This is a genomic window from Roseibium sp. (assembly GCF_965216085.1).
Lineage (GTDB): Bacteria > Pseudomonadota > Alphaproteobacteria > Rhizobiales > Stappiaceae > Roseibium.
Window position 1 is genome coordinate 434,606 of record NZ_OZ244138.1, and the last position, 21,980, is coordinate 456,585.

General features: G+C 53.8%; 17 protein-coding genes, 1 tRNA gene and 1 riboswitch. Of the genes, 12 read left to right on the forward strand and 6 right to left on the reverse strand.

Going from position 1 to position 21,980, the window contains the following annotated elements; genetic code table 11:
* Positions 1-42: 42 nt before the first annotated feature.
* From ACOOFE_RS02115 to ACOOFE_RS02135, 5 genes are all read left to right on the forward strand, one after another.
* Positions 43-1,335, forward strand: a complete 1,293-nt coding sequence (locus tag ACOOFE_RS02115) for an adenylosuccinate synthase (RefSeq protein WP_141184888.1) — start codon at positions 43-45, stop codon at positions 1,333-1,335.
* Between the two features lie 245 nt (positions 1,336-1,580).
* Complete coding sequence (locus ACOOFE_RS02120; protein ID WP_420413436.1) at positions 1,581-3,362, forward strand: hypothetical protein; 1,782 nt, start codon at positions 1,581-1,583, stop codon at positions 3,360-3,362.
* A gap of 75 nt (positions 3,363-3,437) precedes the next feature.
* Positions 3,438-3,544: riboswitch (TPP riboswitch) on the forward strand.
* 254 nt (positions 3,545-3,798) lie between these two features.
* Positions 3,799-4,452 carry an ABC transporter permease gene (locus ACOOFE_RS02125; RefSeq protein ID WP_420415532.1) on the forward strand — a complete coding sequence of 218 codons (654 nt, stop codon included), beginning with the start codon at positions 3,799-3,801 and terminating at the stop codon, positions 4,450-4,452.
* Positions 4,453-4,475: 23 nt separating this feature from the next.
* Positions 4,476-5,417, forward strand: a complete 942-nt coding sequence (locus ACOOFE_RS02130) for an ABC transporter substrate-binding protein (protein ID WP_420413437.1) — start codon at positions 4,476-4,478, stop codon at positions 5,415-5,417.
* Between the two features lie 755 nt (positions 5,418-6,172).
* Positions 6,173-8,653: a hypothetical protein gene (locus tag ACOOFE_RS02135; protein ID WP_420413438.1), complete on the forward strand. Its 2,481-nt coding sequence runs from the start codon at positions 6,173-6,175 to the stop codon at positions 8,651-8,653.
* 28 nt (positions 8,654-8,681) lie between these two features.
* Here ACOOFE_RS02135 and ACOOFE_RS02140 read toward each other — a convergent pair whose 3' ends face one another.
* The 3 genes from ACOOFE_RS02140 to ACOOFE_RS02150 form a co-directional block, all read right to left on the reverse strand.
* Positions 8,682-10,901: a CHASE2 domain-containing protein gene (locus ACOOFE_RS02140; RefSeq protein ID WP_420413439.1), complete on the reverse strand. Its 2,220-nt coding sequence runs from the start codon at positions 10,899-10,901 to the stop codon at positions 8,682-8,684.
* A 130-nt stretch (positions 10,902-11,031) separates the two neighbouring features.
* On the reverse strand, positions 11,032-11,919 hold the full coding sequence (gene rpoH / locus ACOOFE_RS02145; RefSeq protein WP_141184894.1) for an RNA polymerase sigma factor RpoH: 888 nt from the start codon (positions 11,917-11,919) through the stop codon (positions 11,032-11,034).
* Between the two features lie 170 nt (positions 11,920-12,089).
* Positions 12,090-13,115, reverse strand: a complete 1,026-nt coding sequence (locus ACOOFE_RS02150; protein WP_420413440.1) for an RluA family pseudouridine synthase — start codon at positions 13,113-13,115, stop codon at positions 12,090-12,092.
* Here ACOOFE_RS02150 and ACOOFE_RS02155 point away from each other — a divergent pair.
* Entirely contained in the window at positions 13,114-13,470 is a 357-nt protein-coding gene (locus ACOOFE_RS02155) for a hypothetical protein (protein ID WP_420413441.1), read from the forward strand. The genes ACOOFE_RS02150 and ACOOFE_RS02155 overlap by 2 nt on opposite strands.
* A gap of 111 nt (positions 13,471-13,581) precedes the next feature.
* Positions 13,582-13,656, forward strand: a tRNA-Glu gene (locus ACOOFE_RS02160).
* A gap of 80 nt (positions 13,657-13,736) precedes the next feature.
* Here the strand turns inward: ACOOFE_RS02160 and ACOOFE_RS02165 are convergent.
* The 3 genes from ACOOFE_RS02165 to ACOOFE_RS02175 all read right to left on the reverse strand — a co-directional run bounded on the left by ACOOFE_RS02165 (position 13,737) and on the right by ACOOFE_RS02175 (position 16,656).
* Positions 13,737-14,510, reverse strand: a complete 774-nt coding sequence (locus ACOOFE_RS02165; RefSeq protein ID WP_420413442.1) for a DeoR/GlpR family DNA-binding transcription regulator — start codon at positions 14,508-14,510, stop codon at positions 13,737-13,739.
* An 87-nt stretch (positions 14,511-14,597) separates the two neighbouring features.
* Positions 14,598-15,929, reverse strand: a complete 1,332-nt coding sequence (locus tag ACOOFE_RS02170) for a hypothetical protein (RefSeq protein ID WP_420413443.1) — start codon at positions 15,927-15,929, stop codon at positions 14,598-14,600.
* Between the two features lie 121 nt (positions 15,930-16,050).
* Positions 16,051-16,656 (reverse strand): DUF1134 domain-containing protein, encoded by a 606-nt coding sequence (locus ACOOFE_RS02175; protein ID WP_420413444.1) that lies wholly within the window; start codon positions 16,654-16,656, stop codon positions 16,051-16,053.
* Between the two features lie 155 nt (positions 16,657-16,811).
* On the opposite strand from ACOOFE_RS02175, the gene ACOOFE_RS02180 reads away from it, so the two are divergent.
* The 5 genes from ACOOFE_RS02180 to ACOOFE_RS02200 all read left to right on the forward strand — a co-directional run bounded on the left by ACOOFE_RS02180 (position 16,812) and on the right by ACOOFE_RS02200 (position 21,965).
* Positions 16,812-17,264: a YHS domain-containing (seleno)protein gene (locus tag ACOOFE_RS02180; RefSeq protein ID WP_141184899.1), complete on the forward strand. Its 453-nt coding sequence runs from the start codon at positions 16,812-16,814 to the stop codon at positions 17,262-17,264.
* 202 nt (positions 17,265-17,466) lie between these two features.
* Entirely contained in the window at positions 17,467-18,111 is a 645-nt protein-coding gene (chpT, locus tag ACOOFE_RS02185) for a histidine phosphotransferase ChpT (protein ID WP_141184900.1), read from the forward strand.
* A 132-nt stretch (positions 18,112-18,243) separates the two neighbouring features.
* Entirely contained in the window at positions 18,244-21,072 is a 2,829-nt protein-coding gene (locus ACOOFE_RS02190) for a chemotaxis protein CheW (protein WP_420413445.1), read from the forward strand.
* Positions 21,069-21,560 carry a chemotaxis protein CheW gene (locus ACOOFE_RS02195; RefSeq protein ID WP_141184902.1) on the forward strand — a complete coding sequence of 164 codons (492 nt, stop codon included), beginning with the start codon at positions 21,069-21,071 and terminating at the stop codon, positions 21,558-21,560. The genes ACOOFE_RS02190 and ACOOFE_RS02195 overlap by 4 nt, the downstream gene beginning before the upstream one ends.
* Positions 21,561-21,599: 39 nt before the next feature.
* On the forward strand, positions 21,600-21,965 hold the full coding sequence (locus ACOOFE_RS02200) for a response regulator (protein WP_141184903.1): 366 nt from the start codon (positions 21,600-21,602) through the stop codon (positions 21,963-21,965).
* Positions 21,966-21,980: the final 15 nt, after the last annotated feature.

The following is a 21,980-nucleotide window of genomic DNA, read 5'->3' on the forward strand; positions in this document are numbered from 1 at the left end:
CGGTTGAGCATCACGAACCTGCTTTAGGAGAGCAAAAGCTAGATGGCGAATGTGGTTGTTGTCGGTTCGCAATGGGGTGACGAAGGCAAAGGCAAGATTGTCGACTGGTTGTCGGAACAAGCCGATGTCATTGTAAGGTTCCAGGGCGGACACAATGCCGGGCATACACTCGTCATCGATGGCGTCAGCTACAAGCTCTCCCTGCTTCCCTCCGGTGTTGCGCGCCAGGGCAAGTTGTCGGTGATCGGCAATGGTGTGGTTCTGGACCCGCATGCACTGGCAGAAGAAGTTGAACGGCTTGGAGAACAAGGAGTTGTTGTAACTCCGGAGAGCCTCCGGGTCGCTGAAAACGCGACATTGATCCTATCTCTGCACCGTGAGTTGGACGCGCTGCGCGAAAACTCTAACACCGGTACAAAAATCGGTACGACCAAACGGGGCATCGGCCCGGCGTATGAAGACAAGGTTGGCCGCCGGGCGATCCGTCTGATGGACCTGAAAAATCTGACCACGCTTCCGGCAAAAATTGACCGCCTGCTGTCGCACCACAATGCGCTCCGACGCGGTCTTGGACAGAATGAAGTCGCTGCCGACGTTATCTTCGAAGAGCTGACGAGTGTCGCCGATAAGGTCCTGCCGTATATGGACAAAGTCTGGTACCTGCTGGACGAACAGCGCCGCCAGGGTAAGCGGATCCTGTTTGAAGGAGCGCAAGGCGCACTTCTTGATATCGACCACGGCACCTATCCGTTTGTAACCTCCTCCAACACAGTCGCCGGACAAGCCGCGACAGGTTGTGGCCTTGGCCCGGGTTCAGTCGATTATGTTCTTGGAATTACCAAGGCTTACACCACACGCGTTGGCGAAGGTCCTTTCCCGACTGAGCAGGAAAACGAAGTCGGAGAGTTCCTCGGAACGCGTGGTCATGAATTCGGTACGGTTACCGGCCGCCGCCGCCGCTGTGGCTGGTTCGACGCTGTTCTCGTGCGTCAGACCGTCTGCACCTCCGGCATCAATGGCATTGCCTTGACCAAACTCGACGTTCTGGATGGTCTTGAAGAAATCAAGATCTGCGTTGGTTATGAACTGGATGGCGAGCGGATCGACTACCTGCCTGCTTCTCAAGGTGCGCAGGAACGGGTTAAGCCGATTTACGAAACAATGCCGGGTTGGAAAGAATCGACTGAAGGTGCTCGAACCTGGGGCGAATTGCCGGCGCAGGCGATCAAATATGTCCGCCACGTTGAAGAATTGATTGGTGCACCGGTCGCGATCCTGTCCACCAGCCCGGAGCGGGATGATACAATTCTTGTGCAGAATCCTTTCCAGGATTGAGATATTTGCCGTAAACAGAACAATACTGGGAAGTAGAAATGGGGCGCCGCGATTCGTGGCGCGCCAAACGGAGTTTTGAGTTCCAGTGTTCTGGAACGAAAGTCGTGGTGGAGTATCGATTGCGCGTGCCGCCGGGCAGGGTGTAAAGAAGGCGGATAACTCTTCTAGAACTTGCTATAAGTCACAGAGTGATCGCAAACCTGAGCCAAGAGACGCAAAAGCGCAGTTGGCCAGTAGGCAGGAAGATGGCTGATTATTATTCGATATTAAAGAAAACGATCGCGTCCTTGCCCGAAAGCAACGGGGCCGCCCGCCGGAGTGTTTATAGCCGCGCGCGCAATGCCATCGTCAATCAGCTAAAAGCCTATGAACCGCCCCTGTCGCCTTCGGAAATCACAGCCGAACAGCTCCGCCTGGAAGAAGCGATCCGTAAGGTGGAAGCAGAAGCTGCCCGGGCGAGCTTAGGACTGGAACCACCTCCATCAACGGCTCCTGCAACTCCAGCTGCGCCTGCTACGCCGCCTTCTGAACCACTGGCTGTAAGTGCATCTGCATCGGTATCGGAGCCATCGGTTCCTGTGTCCGCGCCAACAGAACCGGCTGTTGTTGCACATGAGCCTGCAGGCATTCAGGCTGAGGCACCGGCCAGTCCTCCGGTTCAGTCGCAGGTGGCCGACGTGCCTGCGCCTTCAGACGAAGTGCCCGCCGCGACAGCTGCAGACGCCAGTGTTGCTGAAGCAGCTCCGGTTTCATCTGCCTATGCTGCACCTGAAGATTTAGAGCCGCCACAGCATCAGTCCGCATTTGAGGAAGTTGCGCCGGAGCCTGAGAGCACTGCGCTGTTTGAAGATGAAGATGCTGCTCTGGAAACCGCAACCGCCGGTCTTACAGAGCCGGGCATGGATGCTCGGAAAAGCCGCGTAAAACTGTCGGCATCTGAGGCACTGCAGGGCGGTGAAGGCAAAAGCCGGCTCGTTCCAATTGCCGCAGCTGCGGCTGCCGTAATCCTCATTCTTGGCGGTGCAGCCTATTTTCTGCTGCCAGGCCCTTCAGGCGATACTTCGACTGAAACATCGGTTTCTGAGCCGAAAGAGCAGCAAACTGCTGTTGTCACCGAAACGACTCCTGAGCCGGAAAAACCTGAAGTGCCGGCGGTTCAACCGGTCGGCGAGACACCTGCTCCGCAAGACGATGCTGATGCCGGTAAAAACACCGACCGTTTGCTGAATGAAAACGAAGATGATTTTGTTGCTTCGGACGCGCGCAGCGTAACCACAACGACGATCAACCCGCAACCGGCTGCTCCAGTAACGCCGAGCCAGCCGTCAATCGTTACAAATGTTGAGAGCTCACCTTCTGCAGAGCAGCCAGCATCTGAAGGCGGGCCCGTCGCTGTCGTTGGCGATCCAGTGCCGCAGGACAGCCTGGCGGCAGTCACGCCGCCGCAAGTTGAGCAGCAACCATCCGCTGAGGCTGCCGACACGGGCGCGCAGCGGTCAATTCTCTATGAAGAAGGTGCGGACGCCAGCGCAGCTGGCACAGCGGCACAAGGCGCCGTCATTTGGACACTGGGCGAGGAAACAGGTCTGGGTGGCCAAGCACAGTCGGTTCTGAGCGCCTCTGTTGAAATTCCGGAACGGGACGTGAAAGTCGATATCCGGATCAAGCCGAACGATGATACGTCGTTGCCAGCGAGCCACTTGGTCGAGATCAAATATGAGTTCCCGGAGAACTTTTCCGCCGGCGATATCGTAAATGTGCCGGGCCTTGTCATGAAGCCGACCGAAGAAGCGCGCGGTGATGCACTGATCGGCGCCTCTGTGAAGGTGTCTCCGGGTTTCTTCTGGATCGCCTTGTCGAGTCTGCCGAATGAGCAGCAGCGAAATTTGGCGCTCCTGCGGGAACGCGGCTGGATCGATATCCCGATGCTTTATGAGAACGGCAAGAGGGGTATCTTGACCCTCGAAAAAGGAACCGCTGGTGCGGACGCCGTAGAAAAAGCCGTCGCTGCCTGGCAAGCTGGCTAATAAGCCAGACGTGTGTCTGTGATGCGAGCGCGAAGAGATGGGCTTGCATTTTGATGAAGAGCGGGGCATTGTCCTGCTTGGTCCGAGGGGTGTTCCGGAAACCGGAACTGAGATGGCACTTAGCCGAACCCTTAGAACCTGATCCGGGTCATGCCGGCGAAGGGACGGAAACCTTAGCCTCTTCCCGGATCTCCAATGTCATTTTCGGTCTGCGCCGAAGACGGGAGATCCTTATGTTTGCTTGTGCTCTTAAGCGCAAGTCGTGGGCCATGAATATGGCCTATGAACGCGATTACGACCGATGCCATCAATGCCTCCTTCGTTGCGGAGAAGCATTGTGACAGTCGTGTATTTTCTCTTGAAACGGTGTGCCGGGCTGGCTGTCGCAGTTCTTATTTGGGCTGGACTTGTTCAACTGTTTGAAATTCCACCCTTCATGCTGCCGAGCCCGGAACGGGTTTTCTTTGTGTTTCAGGACCAAGGTGCATTTCTGCTGCATCATGCAGCCATCACCTTTTCTGAAACTCTGCTTGGCTTTGTGTTTGGCGTTTGTGCCGGTTGCCTGCTGGCAGTCACGATCTGGCTGTTTCCCTTGGCAAAACGCGCAGTTATGCCAACCATCCTGGTCACCCAAGCGCTTCCCGTTTTTGCGATTGCGCCGATCTTGGTGCTTTGGTTGGGATTTGGCCTTGCTTCCAAGATTGTGATGGCCGTGCTCGTCATCTTCTTCGCTGTGACGTCAACCTTCTATGATGGATTGCGGCGCCTGGACCCTGGCTTGGCCGACCTCAGCCGGCTTTATCGCGTATCCAGGCTCCGCGAACTCTGGGTCTTCCGGTTGCCCTCGGCCTTGCCATCGCTCGCATCTGGACTGCGGATTGCTGCCGTATTTGCCCCGATAGGCGCAATTGTCGGCGAGTGGGTCGGCGCCAAAGGCGGCCTTGCTTTCATCATGCTTCAGAGCAACGCGCGCATGCAGACTGATGTCATGTTTGCGGCCCTGATCCTGCTCGCTTTGATGGTGCTGACCTTAAGGTTCGCCGTCGACCACTTCACACGTTTTCTTGTTCCCTGGCAGGTCGAAGACTGATCTGCTGTTCCTTGGAGGATTGAATGAAAAAAACACTGCTCTCCGCCGTTTTCGCCGCTGGGCTTCTGGCGTCGGCACAAGCCCAAGCCGCTGATAAATTGGTGGTATTGATGGATTGGTTCACCAACCCGGATCACGCGCCGGTCATCACAGCGCAGACAAAAGGTTTCTTTGAAGCTGAAGGTCTGGAAGTTGAACTGATTGAGCCAGCAGATCCTGCTATGCCTCCGAAGTTGGTTGCCGCCGGGCAGGGAGACATCGCGATTTCCTATCAGCCGACCTTGCATGCGCAGATCGAGGAAGGCCTGCCGTTGAAGCGGATCGGGACACTGGTTGAAACCCCGCTGAACTCCTTGATTGTTCTGAAAGATGGTCCGATCAAGGAATTGAAGGATCTCAAGGGCAAAAAAATCGGCTTCTCTGTGTCCGGCTTTGAAGACGCTATGCTCGGCCAGATGCTGCGGTCTGTCGATCTGACAGTCGAAGACGTAGAGCTAATTAACGTCAACTTCGCACTGTCACCGTCTCTGATGTCCGGCCAGGTCGATGCAGTTATCGGCGCATACAGGAACTTTGAGCTCACTCAGATTGAGATCGAAGGCAAGGAAGGCAAGGCATTCTATCCGGAAGAAAACGGTGTGCCGATCTTTGATGAGCTGATCTATGTGGTTCATAAGGACAAGACGAACGATCCGCGTTATGAAAAATTCATGGCTGCCGTCGAAGCTGCGACCATCTATCTGACAAACCATCCGGACGAAGCCTGGAATGCGTTCATTGAGGCTTATCCGAACCTCAACGATGAACTGAACAAGCGGGCCTGGGCCGATACCCTTCCGCGCTTTGCAAAACGCCCGTCTGCTCTGGATGCCGGCCGGTATCAGCGGTTTGCCGAGTTCATGGCGGAAAACAATCTGATTTCCAAGGTGGTTCCAGTCGGAAGCTACGCGGTCGAAATCCGCTAAGGCTGAGTAATATTGTGGCAGCGCCGGTCACTTTAAGCGCTGCCACAAGCCCAGCATTGGCTGATGATTGATTTATTTGATGTTTTCAAGTCTCGCATATGGCTGCTGAATGACTACATTTATGACGTCAAAACGGTCTATCACGCGGGATTTCCAATCATGGGCCCGTCGAAATTAGGTATTTTTACGGATCCGAGAGTTTTGTAGTTTAGAATTATCGGATATGAATACTGTGCTGCGGCGCCATATATTTTGTTCTTATAGAATAATTTTTGTGTTGTTGCTTTATTTTTATTTTCTTTCATCTAACTCGAAAATGTATTTTTTGTTTTATATTGTTTATCCGGTTTTTGTAGGAGAATTCATGTCGACTTAAGGTTTTATTGTCTTCTTTTACTCGTCACGTAAAAGTGATGATTTTGTAACTATTGTCAGAAGAGCGGATGTTTGTATTTATTCGTTTCTTGAATGTATTTCGAAGAATTTCATTTTTTAGAGTTAGTAAAATAATTTTCCTACGTTGGGTGATTTTGGTCTATTTATTTGAATAGATTAATCTATTTTTGAAGTCTGATTTAAAAATTGATAATGGAAAACGGTTTTTAATAATCTTAGAAATTGAAAAATTTTGGTAGAAAAAGTGCCGACCCGCGAATGTCTTTTCGTCATTTTCGTGATGGTGGAATTTCCTTCTGTCAATTTTGGAGGTGAAGCCTAAGATCAGTCTTATCGCCGAAGTTTTAGTGGGGGATATTATGGCTGCTATTTATCGCTTTTTTAATCCGGCAACTGGGTCACATTACTTTGCAGTTGGTGATACTGAACGTGCTGTAATTGCTGCGCAAAATCCAACATGGCTCAACGAAGGCAAGGCCTTCGATGCAATTACAACTGCCGCGACCGGTTTGGTCGGTGTTGAGCGCTGGTTCAACCCGTCATCTGGTCGATATCTGTTTACCGCTGATGAGTTCGAACAATCTGTTTTGCCAGCCACAGGCTGGGTGAAGCAATTGGATGCCACTTGGTATGTCAGCCGGGGAGAAAGTGCCGAACTTGGCTACACATCCGGTGTTTTCCGGTTGTTTGTTCCAGCTTTGAACGGTCACGTGTATTCATCGAATTCGGTTGAAATTGGTATTCTTGAGTCCACTTTGAACGCGACAAACGAAGGCCAAGCTTATTTCATCAGTCCAACCGGTGGCGAGGTGATTACAAACGCGATCGTACTCACTACGAATACGGACATCCCAGGTGCGACTTCACCTTCGCAGGACACAACCGGCACAACTGGAGATGATAACTATTCTGGGCGCTACGATCCGACGGGCAATGCGACTACCTATTCCAATGCGGATGTTTTGTCTGGCAGCACTGGCACAGACACCATGACCGTGCTGGTCACTAGCACTGACGGTAATACCGTCGATTCCGTTTCTACAGGCGTAGAAAACTTCAACGTTACCAATCAGTCTACGTCCGCCAATAGCTTCATCTGGAATTTCCAGAACATCCAGGGTGAAACGACTGTTACGGATTTGAGCTCAACAGGGACGGGGGGCAGCAACAGCATGCTGATCAACGTCGATTCGAGCGCAACCGCAGCGATGACAACCTCAAAGGGTTTGTTTGCGGTCAATTACTCCGGTGCAACATCCCGTACAGGGACTTCGGATTCATTTTCCCTTCAGCTGAATGGATCCGGTGATTCCACAAGTTCTGCGCATTTCAGCACGGTAGACACCAGCGGCAACATTGATACCAGTTTTGAAGTCGCCAACATAACCAGCTCGACTGCTGCATCAACGGTGTCGCTTGGCACGGCTGGGAATGGCGGTGGAATGACGCTGACAACCGTCAATGTGTCCGGCGATGCCGATCTAACTCTCACTGAACAACAGAATTTCGCCGGACTGACAACCGTAAACGCCAGCACCTTTACCGGCGCTTTGAACATCAACGCTAGTGGGTCGACGTCGTCCGGCTTTTCCTTCACGGGCGGCAGCGGAAATGACCGGATTTTGCTGGCCAACAACACTGTGAACTCTGCAACGACGCTGAATGGCAACGGTGGCACTGATACTCTTGCGACGTCGAATATCAACACCCTCACAACATCGACTGTGAATGCAGCGACGAACTTTGAGGTTCTGGAAGATATCACCGGGGCTCGGAGCTTCACGGCATCGAACTTCACAAGTATCAACTCGTTCCTTTTCAGCACTGCTACCACCAATAACCGGGCGACAATGTCTGGGATCGAAAATACCGATTCAATCGCGATTTCTTCTGATATCACCTACGGCGGTGATGAAGGCTTGCGATTGTCGGGGAATTCGGCCGGTACGACGGCCAATCTGGAACTGAGGGCGACGAGCGCAACCAACGGTGAAGTGGCAATCACGTCCAGCAACAACAATAACAACGTCTCTGGCATCGGTTTGGAAACAAATGTTTCTACCCTCAATCTCAGCAGCACACTGTCGTCGGGGACGCAAACCAATGCCAACTTGATCAAAGGGACGTCGACTAATAACGATTCTTACGGCATCGAAAACAGCAATGTCGCCAACGTCAACATTTCCGGGTCTCACGCTTTGACCATCAATGCGGACGCGGGAACGTCCCTTGCAAACGGGCAGCAGGTCTACGGCTTCTCGTCGGGTGTCAATGCGGATGCCAGCAGCTTCACTGGTGTCTTGCGGATCGCCGGATCGTCCGCTGCTGATACGATCCAGGGGGGCTCAGCTGCTGACATCATTTATGGTCTGGGCGGTGCCGATGTCATGACCGGCAATGGCGGGGCGGATCAATTCCGTCATGCGCATTACAACAATTCCGTTGACCGGATCACTGACTTTACCGTTGGGACCGACAAGATTGGACTGAACCAGATCAACTTTGGCAACACGACAGCCACCCAGGCTGGAGCAACGCTGAGCACAGCCGACTATGTTACCAACGTCTCGACGGTCACGACCATCGGCGGCGGTGCAGCAAACACCGTGATTGAATTGCAAACATCGCAGTCCACGACGGATATGACCAACAATACCGGTTCTGCCGTTGCTGCTTATGTGCTGGTGCACAACTCTACGACCGGTAGAGGCGAGCTTTGGTATGATGCGGACTGGAGCACGACAGCAAACCGGTCTCAAATCACGACATTCGACAATGTGACGTCGTTGACCGGAGTCCAGGCCTTTAGCAACACGGACTTTGTCGAATACAGCTTCTAAAGCCCACGTTGTCAGGCAGCGCCACTTCTTAGGACGTGGCGCTGTTTTCCGTTTGAGGGGCGTTCGTATTGATTATCTGGTCTTCAAACCGGTCGAAAAAGGTGCTCAGAGCCGGTGCAAGTTTGCGAGCAGCTGCGAGTTCTGTTGCCGAAGATCCTGTCTCGCCGGATTTGACCGCAGACGTCAGACTGTCATGGATACGGGCAAGTTTCCGGTAGTCTTCAGATGCAGCGTAAGTTTCATCGCCGATCAGTGCATAAAGGCGGACCGGTTCGCTTTTGCCTTTGAGTGGAATTTCGCCGGCTTCCAAATAGGCAAGTTCGGGCGCCTGTGCTCTCGTCTCTTCAGAAACCAGCAGTTCAGCTCCCACCGCCTTGCAGCTCGATTCAATTCGTGAGGCGACGTTCACCGCATCCCCGATTACTGAGTAATTGAAGCGCCGTTCTGAACCCATATTGCCGACACAGGCATCGCCGCTGTTCAGGCCGATGCCGATCTTAACCGTCTGAGCCTTGAGATCGCGGGCTTTGAACCCGAACGCGTCCCGAGCGTTGAGATCCTCGACAATCTTGAACATGGCCAGGCTGGCGCGGCAGGCTTTTCCCGCATGATCTGGGACTGCCAATGGCGCATTCCAGAAAGCCATAATGCTGTCGCCGATGTATTTGTCGATCGTGCCGCCTTCAGCCTGGATGGCATCGGACAAAGGCGACAGGAGAGTGTTCAAGAATGCGACCAGCTCTGTCGGTGTAAGTTGCTCTGAGATTGGGGTAAAGCCACGGATGTCCATGAACAGAATAGTCATCGGCCGGATTTCTCCGCCGAGTGTCAATTGATCCGGGGTCTTTTCAAGCTGAGTCACAAGGTCAGGTGAAAGGTATTGGCTGAAGGCCTGGCGCACAAAGCGTTTTTCCCGCTCGGTGAGGAAATAGAGCATCGCAGTGGCGGCCGCAAAAACCATGAAGGCGGCAAGGCTCGGATAAATTGGATCAATCAGCAGGCCTTGTTCCAGAAACAAATAGAACGAGCCGCCAATCAGAACGGTTGTCACTGCCACACCGATCAACGCGGTGCCAAGACTGCCAACTACCGGCAAAATCAGAATGAAGAGCGAACCGGTCAGGATCGTTGTCAGGGTCTCCAGGCCCTCGGCCCAATCCGGCCGGTTCAAAAACTGACCATTAATCATTTGTTCCAGCGCCTGGGCATGGACAGAAACCCCGGGCACCAAATCCCCAAGAGCCGTTGCACGGATGTCGCGAAGGCCGGCGGCCGATGTGCCCACCAACACGATATGGCCTTCAATCAGTGGTGCGAGGTCTGCGTGTTTGTCCCGAGCAAACAGTTCTTTTGACTGGATGTACCGGTCAGGCCGATCGGGGGTGTAATAGACCCAAATTTCACCAGTGGCGGTGGTTGGGACTGTGAAAGCGCCGATTTTTAAATCGGTTATGGCCGGTGTGCCACTGTCGATCTCTCCGCTGGCACTCGTTGTGCGCACGATCAGTCCACTGGCGCCTTGCGCAACCCGTAAGGCTTCGGAGGCCAATCCTGGATACACACTTGTCCCATCGCTCATGATGAGGGGTACCCGGCGGATGACACCGTCGCGGTCATCTTGAGACACAGAAATTGAGCCAACGCCGCTGGCGCTTTCCTGAAGAATATCGAGGCTGGGCACTGCAGCGGGAAACGGAGGGAGGATGCTTACAGGATCAGCGCCGCCGTAGGCCATTCCAGTTTTTTTTATCGGAACACGTCCTGTCGATTTGTCTGTAATCGCAAAGCCAAGAACGACCGGATATGAGGCAATTGTCTCGGCCAAAGACTCGTCATTGTCGGGCAAATCTTGCAGTGATTTTATGACATGATCCGGTGTTCCGGCCGGCAAGAATGCTTGTATTTGTGCCGGAGATGTCCGGTCTGGCTCAGGAAAGATTACGTCGAAAACAACGGTCGCAGCACCAAGCTCCATCAAAACATCGACCAGTTCGGCGATCTTAGTTCTCGGCCACGGCCATTGCCCGATATCCGAGATGGACGCTTCATCAATATCGACGATACGTACGGGTGCTGGTTGATAATCGCGGGGCTGGAACCGCTGATAATAGTCGAAGGTCAATTCGCGGACGGCGACAAGAAAATCCGGATTGGCAATCCTCAGACCGGTCATGAGAATGAGGACGAGCGTCGCAGTCAACGCGACAAACCCTCGGCGGGAGAAAATGGCTTTGATCTGAAAGGTCATTCGGGCCTGACTTTTTGAAAATCAAGCAAACCTAGGACGTGGGTGGAGAGGGAGCAAGTGGACGGCCGTTCTCCGAACAAAAAACGCCGGGCTGTGGGCCCGGCGTTGTGATGCTTATTGTTGCCATCGGTTATGCGACCGGCTGTGGCTCCATGGTGCGCGCGCTGCTGCGGACAGCCTTTTGAACCTTTTCGAAGGCCCGGACCTCGATCTGACGTACACGCTCCCGGCTGACACCGAATTCACCGGAAAGGTCTTCCAGCGTCATCGGGTCTTCAGAAAGACGGCGGGCTTCGAAGATGCGGCGCTCGCGCTCGTTCAAGACACTCATGGCATCGCTGAGCATCTTCCGGCGCATGTCCAGCTCTTCCTGGTTGGCGAGCAGGGTTTCCTGGCTGTCGCTTTCATCCACCAGCCAATCCTGCCATTCGCCGGCATCGGCTTCGGCCCGGATCGGTGCGTTGAGGCTGGCATCACCGCCGAGGCGCCGGTTCATCGACACCACTTCGTCCTCAGACACGCCGAGGCGGGTGGCGATCTCTTTGACCTGATGCGGTTTCAGATCGCCTTCATCCAGGGCCTGGATTTTGCCTTTCAGGCGGCGGAGATTGAAGAACAGCCGTTTCTGGTTGGCGGTCGTGCCCATTTTGACCAGGGACCAGGACCGCAGGATGTACTCTTGGATCGCTGCCTTGATCCACCACATGGCGTATGTCGCCAAACGGAATCCTTTGTCCGGCTCAAAACGTTTGACCGCCTGCATCAGGCCGACATTGCCCTCTGACACGACTTCGCCGATCGGCAGGCCGTAGCCACGGTAACCCATAGCGATTTTGGCGACGAGGCGCAGGTGTGAATTGACCAGACGTTCGGCAGCCTGCGGATCCTCATGCTCTTTGTAGCGCTTGGCGAGCATGTACTCTTCCTGCGGCTGGAGCATCGGAAACTTGCGAATCTCATCCAGATATCGGCTGAGACCACCTTCACCTGCGGTGAGCGTCGGTAAATTTTGGGCCATTGAATGCACCCCCCTTCGTCAAATTCGCTCGGTCACCCTGTTTGTCCCGCTAAGCGCAGACAAAGAAAACGGGCACACCAAATGCACATCCCATGTCCATTCCGGCACACGGGAACTCATAATATAGGTTGGAATTTGCCGATTACATGGCCGGAAAGCGGAATGGCTTCCTAAAATTTTTGTAATGCAGATAAAAGCTTTGCAAAATCCTCTGGATATGGGCTCTCAAAACGCAAAGTTTTTCCTGTTGTCGGATGTTCGAAAGCGAGCAATCCGGCATGCAGTGCCTGCCTTTGAAAACCGCCGACCAGGCTTTTCAAAGGTTCTTCCAACCGGTTGATTTTCGTTTTGAAGCCGGATCCGTAGTCGTCATCTCCCAAGAGCGGGTGGCCGATATGAGCCATATGAACGCGGATTTGGTGGGTGCGGCCAGTCTCCAGGCGGCACTCCATAAGGGAGGCCAGAGCCGCTTGATCAGAGGGACCAAATCGTTCTTTAACTTGCCAATGGGTAATGGCCTGGCGTCCGCTTGTTTTTACAACGGCGATCTTCTGGCGGTTCGCTTGGGAGCGTGCCAGATTGGCATCAATGGTGCCTTTGAGGCTGGATGGCGCGCCCCAAACGAGCGCCGAATAGGCCCGTTCAAGCGGACCCGTCCGGCCATGGTCGGCGAATTGTGCTGCAAGCCCTTGGTGAGCTTGATCCGTTTTGGCAACGACCAAAAGACCGGAAGTGTCCTTGTCGATCCGGTGCACGATCCCGGGCCGTTTCACACCACCAATGCCAGATAGGCTCTCGCCGCAATGATGGATGAGGGCGTTGACAAGAGTGCCGGTCCAATTGCCGGCGCCCGGATGAACCACCAGTCCGGCCGGTTTGTCGATCACGATTAGGTGCTCGTCTTCAAAAATGACTGACAACGGGATGTCTTCGCCCTTGGGCTCCGGGTCTTCCAGTTCCGGTAGGACCAAAGTAATCTCATTACCTTCATTGACCCGGAATTTCGGCTCAACTATTTTCGCGCCTCCGATGGAAACGCTACCAGCCTTGATCAGAGTTTGAATTCTGTTCCGGCTCAACGTTTCCAGATGCGCTGCAAGTACGGCATCAATTCGTTTGCCAGCGTCGTCAGGCTCAACCGTCATAGTGAAATCCGCGTCATCGCCGGCCGGATCGTCTTGGGAAAATTCTGTCATGTCTCAACCTGATTACCGGGATGAAGGTCCGGAAGAAGCGCCTCTGGATCCTGCTGCCCAGCGGGTACAAGCAAAGCTGAAGCGATTGCTGCTTGGCTCATCCCTGATCATGTTTGCTGGGTTCATCGCTGTCTTTGCAGCAATCCTTTATAAGATCAACTCCTATGAAGCAGATCCTTCCGGCATTGCGTTCACAGAAAGCGTGAATGTTGGGCCAGATGCAGAGGTTCTTCAGGCCACACTTGCCGATGGAATGATGCTGGTTCTTATCCGTGAAGGCACCACAACAGCCTTGCTTCGCTTTGACCCGGCCAACGGAAAACTGTTGGGCCGGACCGCCTTTATTGGCAGATAGTGGTTATGAACAGCTTGTTGCTAAAAAAATGACGCAAGGGGCTTGCGTCCGGCGCTGAGCCCATTTATACGCACGGTCCTCGGCTTGAGGAACAACGTCTCTCGAGCTTGCGCGCCCATCGTCTAGCGGTTAGGACGCCGCCCTTTCACGGCGGAAACAGGGGTTCGATTCCCCTTGGGCGTGCCATTCTTTTTCCAAAAGCAGAATAAAAACAGTCCGTGCCTTTCGGTGGGCGGCTATGCCGTGTGGCGAGACTTTCCACCCGATCAGCTGGTCTCTGGGTTTTCCGTTTCGATCAGTTTCGTGTCAGACTCAGCGGCGATCTCTGCAAATTCCGGACTGGGGCAGCGGTCGGTAACCAGAGTTGTTACCTGAGAGAGATGTCCGACGCGGACAGGCGCGGTCCGTTCGAACTTGGTGCTGTCGGCAGCCAGGATCACATGCCGCGCGTTTTCCATGATCGTCTTGGTGACTTTGACTTCCCTGTAGTCGTAGTCGAGGAGTGAGCCATCTGGATCGATCGCTGATGCGCCGATGACAGCAAAATCCACCTTGAATTGGCGCATAAAATCCACGGCAGCCTCCCCAACAATACCGCCGTCGGCATGGCGCAGGACACCGCCGGCCACAACAACTTCGATCTGGGAATAGCCGCGCATGAGGCTGGCTACATTGATGTTGTTTGTGATCACCATCAATCCGTGATGCTGCAATAACGCCTGTGCGACTGCCTCAGTCGTCGTGCCGATGTTGATGAAGATGGATGCATTGTCCGGGATGAGGGCGGCAACGCTGGAGCCGATATCAGCTTTCTCTTTGCTGGAGATGATCCGGCGGGCTTCATATCCCACATTTTCAATGCCAGACGATAGAAGTGCACCGCCATGTGTTCGTGCGAGCAGGCGGCGTTCGCATAATTCGTTCAAATCCTTCCGGATCGTTTGAGGGCTGACTTCAAATCGCTTTGCGAGGTCCTCAACGCTGACACGGCCCATTTGGCGGGCCAGTTCCAAAATCGCATTGTGGCGTTCAATCAACATGAGGAAAGTGTCCAGTCGGCAGGAAAGTCTGTTGTTTCAATCAAAGATGCAATGGCCTGTGTCAAGCTGCGGCACAGGGGGCGAGTCTTAGGCGACATCTTTGTTTTTTTGTTTTGTAACCCGAGGTTTCCGGCGCGTCTTTACTTCCTTCACCGCCGGAGTATCGGCAGACGCCACTTCTGTCTTATTTTCGACCTGCTCTTCTGGCTTAGCCGTTTTTCCGTCTGACTTGCGATTTGAGGCAACGATCCGGCTGACGAGGGCTTCTGCAGCAGACGCGATATCTGCGGTCGAGGATGGGTCTGCTGGTTTCGCCGGGGGGGCGGTTTCTGCCTGAGGAGGCTGTGTGCGGGATGACGACCGGCGCACGCGCTTTTTCGGTTTCATGTCGGCCGGAGTATCGGAGCGTGCGGCGGAGGCTGCTGCTTTTGGGGCAGGCTTCGCGGGCGCGGGTGCTTTCTTTTTGGCGCTGCCCGATAGTTGCGTCACCAGATGACGGAAATCCTGGCGGATCTGAGTCAGGCCCGGGGTGGCGGCCAGATCTTGTTGCAATTTCGCGATTTGACCAGTCAGGCGCTGGACAGTGTGTTCCTTCGCCTTGAGTTGGGTCAGTTGCTTGGCGTTTTCTGTTGCCAAGGACTCCAGCTGGCTTGTCAGATGTTTCTGCAGATCACTTTCTTTTATGTCGCTTGCTTCCAGCTGCAGTGACAGGCGTGTGACTTCCGCCTGTGCCGTAATAAACTTCGATTCTGTATCGACCAGTTGCGCTTCCAGTTCTGCAAGTTTTGTTCTTGCCGTTTCTGCACGCTCGTTGTCCAGTTCTCCGGCGACGGAAGGTTCATATTTCGCGAGTTTGGCCTTTAGGGTGGCGACCTCCGCTTCCAAGCCTGTAATTGTTGCGAGCGACATCGTATCTGCTGCCGGTAGCCAATCGTCATCTTTCTTGTCAGCTGCGCTCGCGTCCTCTTTGGACCGGTTTTCAGACCAGCTTTCAGCCAAAGCCTGCTCGGCGTCGGCGAGTTTCTTTTTAAGTGTGGTTATCTCTGCGGACAGAAGGTCGATAGCGTTTTCGTCACTTGTTTTTGCCTCAACTTCAGACTTGAGGCCGGCCAGCTCCGATTGATGAGCTTGCCCCAATGCATCGATCTCAGTTTTTAAGCGCGAAACCTCGATGTGACGTTTTGCTGCCTTTTCCCGCTCAACTTCCAACTGGCGTTCAACGCGCCGCAAATCGACAGCATGTTGCGCACGGACTTGATCTTGCGCGGCCCTGACTTCAGCGTAACTTGATGGATTGACGGCGCGCAATGCTTCTTCGGTCAGCCGGGCGGCGCGGCGATAAAAGGCTGGCAGAATTGCAAGGCAAAGCAGCCCAGCAGTGCAAAATCCGAGTGCCACATACATCGCCGCTTCTATCACATCAGGCTCCCAGATCGCCTTCTAACGCTCAATACGTTCCACCATCATTAGATGACCTATAAATAATAGCCAAGTCTCCTCTAAGGGAGGTGTCTTGCAATATTATATGTGGGTCATGGCCCTAAAAGGGGTTCCAAGTCGGTTTCTTTGTAAACTTGAGATAACCTATGTTGAGGCCGAGACGGGCGCCCACCCCAGCTTTAATTGGAACAACAAAAACCGAATTTTTTGACAAAACCGTCATTCCAACGCCCCCGACCAAATAAGCTGACCCGTTGACACCGGAAAACCGATCATAGACCCGGTCGACGCTGGGCAGATTGTAGATGAGCATCATGACACGGGCTCCGTCGGCACCAAAATCGAAACCGAGTGACGGTCCTTGCCAGAAAATCTTGTGATTGCCGGCATTGCGCGTATAGAGCTGACCCTCGCCATACCGTGCGCCAGCGACAAATGCGCCAGACCCTTCTTCTCCTAGGATATAGCCGTTCGGTTCGCCATAACTGGCAAAGGCCTTCTCAACGACCGAAGCCAGTCCTCCGGATAGGGAGCCAAAAAACTGGTGACCGGTCTGCAGGATTTGGTCTTGTTCATAGGTATTGACCGGTTGCGCTTGGCTGGGCGTGCTGTCCTGAGCCCAAGCAGAATTGGGAGCCGGTGCAATCATGAAAATCACTGCAGCCATAGACAAGAGGGTGAAAAAATGCCGGGACAGATATGTCATCCAGTGAACTCCTTGCCGCCGAATGGCGGTGTCTTTCTCGCCGCGCTGCGGGTCCTCAGTGTTAGACTTAACGAATACAGTGCTGATTCGCAGTTGAATTGAAGAGAACCGCTTACGCCGAATCAATGAAACGTTGGTCCCAAAAAAAGACCTGGATGTGTCTTTCTGCAATCCTGTTGATGGTTGTTTGCCTTTGGAATGTGGAAGGCATGGCCCGTCCACAGAGATTTGTGCCTGATCCAATCACCGGTTACGCGATTGGCGGACATGATCCGGTGAGCTATTTCGTTGATGGTTATCCGCGTAAGGGGAGCCGGGAGCATACTTATGCTTGGGGCGGCACCGAGTGGGTCTTTGTAAACAAGGGCAATCTTGAAGCCTTTAAACTTCACCCGAACGCCTACGCGCCCATGTTTGCAGCTTGTGGCGGCTATGGTTTGTCGGAGGGGTTTGCAACGGCAGGCAATCCGTTCATCTATGCCGTCATCGAAGGCCGCTTGATGTTTTTTTATTCGGTGGTCAACCGGTTCCTCTTTATTGTCAGTTCAACCCAGCGCTTGAATGAAGCGCGCGAGAATGCAGCCAAGGTCGGCTGCACGCCTGGGTGATTCACTTCTCATCGACCCTCGAAGTTCGCGAATAAGCCGTCTCAATAGGTATTTCTGTCACAAAACGCGGCAAATTAACTTGGATGAGCCGGAATTGTGGCGTTCTCGCGCCTTGGCAGCGGCTTTTAGGATGTGTAACTCTGACCGTGTGATCTGCGAATCAGATCGCTTTCCATAAATCCATAATGAGCAACGCAGAGCCATGTCCGCACTTAAAGAGCTTTCCTCTCTGGATCTAGCAGCCCTGGTCGCCAGCCGGGTGTGTCACGATATTATTTCTCCAGTGGGTGCCATTACCAATGGCTTGGAGGTGCTGGATGAGGAAGGATCAGAGGACATGCGCGAATTCGCCATGGACCTCATCCGAAAGAGCGCCCGCCAAGCATCGGCTAAACTTCAGTTTGCCCGGCTTGCATTTGGCGCTGCCGGTTCTGCCGGTGCGGAAATTGATCTTGGCGATGCCCAAGTGGTTGCCACAGGGTTTATGGAAAACGAAAAATCGAATCTAAATTGGCAACTCGATCGGCATCTGATGCCGAAAAATTATGTGAAGCTGCTGCTCAATCTTATCTTAATCGCCAACCAGTGTGTACCGCGGGGCGGTGATATCAAGGTTGAAATGTCTGGCACACCACAATCGCCATCTTTCGAATTGATCGCAGCCGGTCTCAATCCGCGAATTCCTCTCGGAATGAAGGAAACCCTAGGCGGAGAAGAGCCTGAGCGGGTTGATGCACATTCTGTACAGCCGATTTATAGTCTTCTTTTGGCTCGTGAATGCGGCATGGGGTTAACAATAGATAAAGAAGAAGAATTCGTAAAAATTACAGCTCTTCCGGTTGAATAACTTAGGTCTGAAAAGAATCTGTTTGTTTCAGCGTATCTTAACGGTTTGAGGCCAACCTACTCTCATGGACTTCCCGGTCCAGACATCCTTTTCAGGGTGCGGAACCAGTAACAAGTCGGGTGAGAGCAGGCCATGGACGACCTCCTCAGGGAATTTATTACCGAGACCAATGAGAGTCTCGACGTTGTTGATGTGGAGCTCGTGAAATTCGAGCAAGAACCAAACAACGCTACGATTCTAGACAACATATTCCGTCTGGTACACACGATCAAAGGTACCTGTGGGTTCTTGGGCCTTCCCCGGCTTGAAGGAATTGCACACGCCGCTGAAACCCTCATGGGCAAGTTCCGTGACGGTGCGCCGGTGACGCAGGACGCGGTATCACTCATTTTGATATCTATTGACCAGATCAAGGATATTCTTGGTGAGCTGGAAGCTGCCGAGGGTGAAGAACCTCAAGGCGACGACAGTGAGCTGATCGGCAAGCTGGAAGAGATGTCAGCCGCGGCTGATGCGGCAATGGCCGGCGGCGCCGCGGCTGAAGAGCCGGCTGGCGGCGAAGAAGCCGAAGCCGTGGCCGAGGAAGAAGAGCCTGCCATCGATGTGCCAGACCAGAGCCTGGAGCGGCCGCTACGCCCCGGTGAAGTTTCTCTGGATGAACTGGAGCGCGCGTTCCAGGAAACTGAGATCGAAGTCGAGGTTGCCGAGAGCATCGAAGAAGAGGTGCTTGAGGAAGAGCTGGAAGCAGCTCCTGTACCGGCGCCCGAACCCGAGGTCAAAGCTGAACCTGCTGTGGCGAAAGCGGCAGAGAAGCCGGCTGATAAGAAGCCTGCAGCTAAGGCAAAACCTGCCGGAGATGGGGCTGAGAAAAAAGCTGCCGGTGGCGGTGTTTCGAACCAGAGCATTCGTGTTGCAGTTGATACGCTTGAACACCTGATGACCATGGTGTCCGAGTTGGTGCTGACACGGAACCAGCTTCTTGAGATCGTCCGCCGGCACGAAGACAGTGAATTTAAGGTACCTCTGCAGAGGTTGTCGAACGTCACTGCCGAACTGCAAGAAGGTGTCATGGCGACCCGGATGCAGCCGATCGGCAATGCCTGGCAGAAACTGCCGCGGATCGTTCGTGACCTCAGTCAAGAACTGGAAAAACCGATCGATTTGGAAATGATCGGTGCAGACACAGAACTGGATCGCCAAGTCCTTGAGATGATCAAGGATCCGCTGACCCATATGGTCCGGAACTCTGCCGACCACGGTTTGGAACTGCCGGAAGACCGGCGTGCCGCCGGTAAGCCGGAAAAGGGTATTATTACCCTGGCGGCGTATCATGAAGGTGGCCACATCATCATCGAAGTGCGCGATGATGGTAAGGGCATCGATGTCGACAAGGTGAAGGCCAAGATCCTCGAGCGGGGGCTTGCGACAGAAGCTGAAATCGAAAAGATGACGGACGCTCAAGTCCAGAAGTTCATCTTTGCAGCAGGCTTCTCCACCGCTGCTGAAGTGACCAGTGTCTCCGGACGCGGCGTCGGCATGGATGTTGTCCGCAACAACATCGAATTGATCGGCGGTACGGTTGATCTGCGTTCGGTCTCGGGCAAAGGTTCAAGCTTCATCATCAAGATCCCGCTGACGTTGGCGATCGTATCCACGCTGATCGTCGAAGCCAGTGGTGACCGTTTCGCAATCCCGCAGCTGTCCGTTGTCGAGCTGGTTCGTGTTCAGACAAATTCTGAGCATCGGATCGAACGGATCAAGGACACGCCGGTTCTGCGTTTGCGCAATAAACTTCTGCCACTGGTTCACCTATCTCAACTTCTCGGTATCTATGAAGGTGAGAACGTTGAACAGGCGATCGATGCCGACAACGGCTTTATCGTGGTGATGCAGGTTGGCAGCCAGACCTTCGGTGTTGTTGTCGACGGTGTCTTCCATACGGAGGAGATCGTGGTCAAACCGATGTCCACGATGCTGCGAAACCTGGACATGTTCTCCGGAAACACCATCCTCGGAGATGGTTCCGTGATCATGATCATCGATCCGAACGGGATCGCCGGTGCCATGGCTAGCCATGCTTCCAGCGCGGTTGCCGAGCACGGTGAAGATGAACAGGAAGAACTGCAGCAAAAAGCGATGACTGGCCAGAATGCAATCTCGCTGCTTCTGTTCCGTGCAGGAGCGCCGGAACCGAAAGCGGTACCGCTCTCCTTGGTTACACGTCTCGAAGAGTTCGATGTTTCCAAGATCGAGCGGTCCAACGGCCGGGACCTCGTTCAATATCGCGGTGCGCTCATGCCGCTGGTTTACGTCAACGAGGGCGACAGCCTGAAGACGGAAGGCACACAGCCAATGCTGGTGTTCTCCGATGCGGGCCGGTCTATGGGTCTTGTTGTTGATGAAATCGTCGACATTGTTGAAGACCGCATGAACATCGAAGTGGGGTCCGAGCGGCCAGGTGTACTTGGCTCTGCCATCGTCAAAGAACGCGCAACCGAGATCATCGACCTTGGCTTCTACTTGCCGCAGGCATTCGAAGACTGGTTCATGCGCAAGGAGATGGATATTGAGGCACTGACGAAGAAAGTCCTCTTCGTTGATGACTCCTCCTTCTTCCGCAACATGCTGACACCGGTTCTCAAAGCGGCAGGTTATGATGTCACGACCTGTGTCGGTGCGGGGCAAGCCTTCGAATTGCTTGAGAACGGTGACAAGTTCCATGCGATCGTCAGCGACATTGAAATGCCGGAAATCAATGGATTTGAGTTCTGTGAAGCGATCCGACGCGATCCGCGCTTCCGGCAGATGCCAATTCTGGCGTTGTCATCGCTGGTCACGCCGGCGTCTATCGAGCGAGGCCGCCAGGCCGGGTTTGATGACTATGTCGCCAAGTTCGACCGCCCTGGTTTGATTGCGGCCTTGAAAGATATCTTTGCCGGTGAGTTGGGAGCTGCAGCATGAGTGTGTTGGAGAACAAAGTAGCCGGTGACAACAGTGCCGGAAACGACATGATCCAATATGTCACCGTTGTGATCGGTGGCCAGTTATTTGGATTGCCTATCTCGCAGGTTCATGATGTATTTGTACCTGAGAGCGTGACCCGAGTGCCGATGTCGGCGCCGGAAGTTCAGGGTGTTCTCAATCTGCGCGGGCGCATTGTTACAGCCATCAACATGCGCCGGCGGCTGCACTTGCCGCCGTTGGAAGACGAGCAGATGATGGCCGTAGGTATCGAGTACAAACAGGAAAGTTATGGGCTGGTGATCGACACGGTTGGTGAGGTTCTGACCTTGCCGTCCAGTTCAGCTGAACCAAACCCATCAAACCTCGACCGGCGTTGGGCAGAAATCGCCGGCGGTGTTCACCGTCTCGATGGACAGTTGATGGTGATCTTGGATGTGGACCGCTTGCTCGGAGCGATGTTCACCGAACCTATGGCAGCAGCATAATAACAGGCCCAAAGATGGCCGATAATGGAGTTACGCCTGATGAAACAGTGCCTTGTTGTAGATGACTCTAGCGTCATTCGGAAGGTCGCCCGTCGGATCTTGGAGGATATGAACTTTGAGATCACAGAGGCTGAGGACGGTCAGCAGGCGCTAGATGAATGCCGGAAGACAATGCCGGACGCCATCCTTTTGGATTGGAACATGCCGGTTATGGATGGACTTGAGTTCCTGACCAGTTTGCGAGCCGAAGAAGGTGGTGAAGGTCCGGTAGTTGTTTTCTGTACAACGGAGAATGACGTTGCTCACATTGCGCGCGCAATCCGCGCCGGTGCGAATGAATACATCATGAAACCTTTCGATCGGGAAATCGTCGAAGCCAAGTTTCAGGAAGTCGGACTTATTTAGTACAGAGTTGGTCGT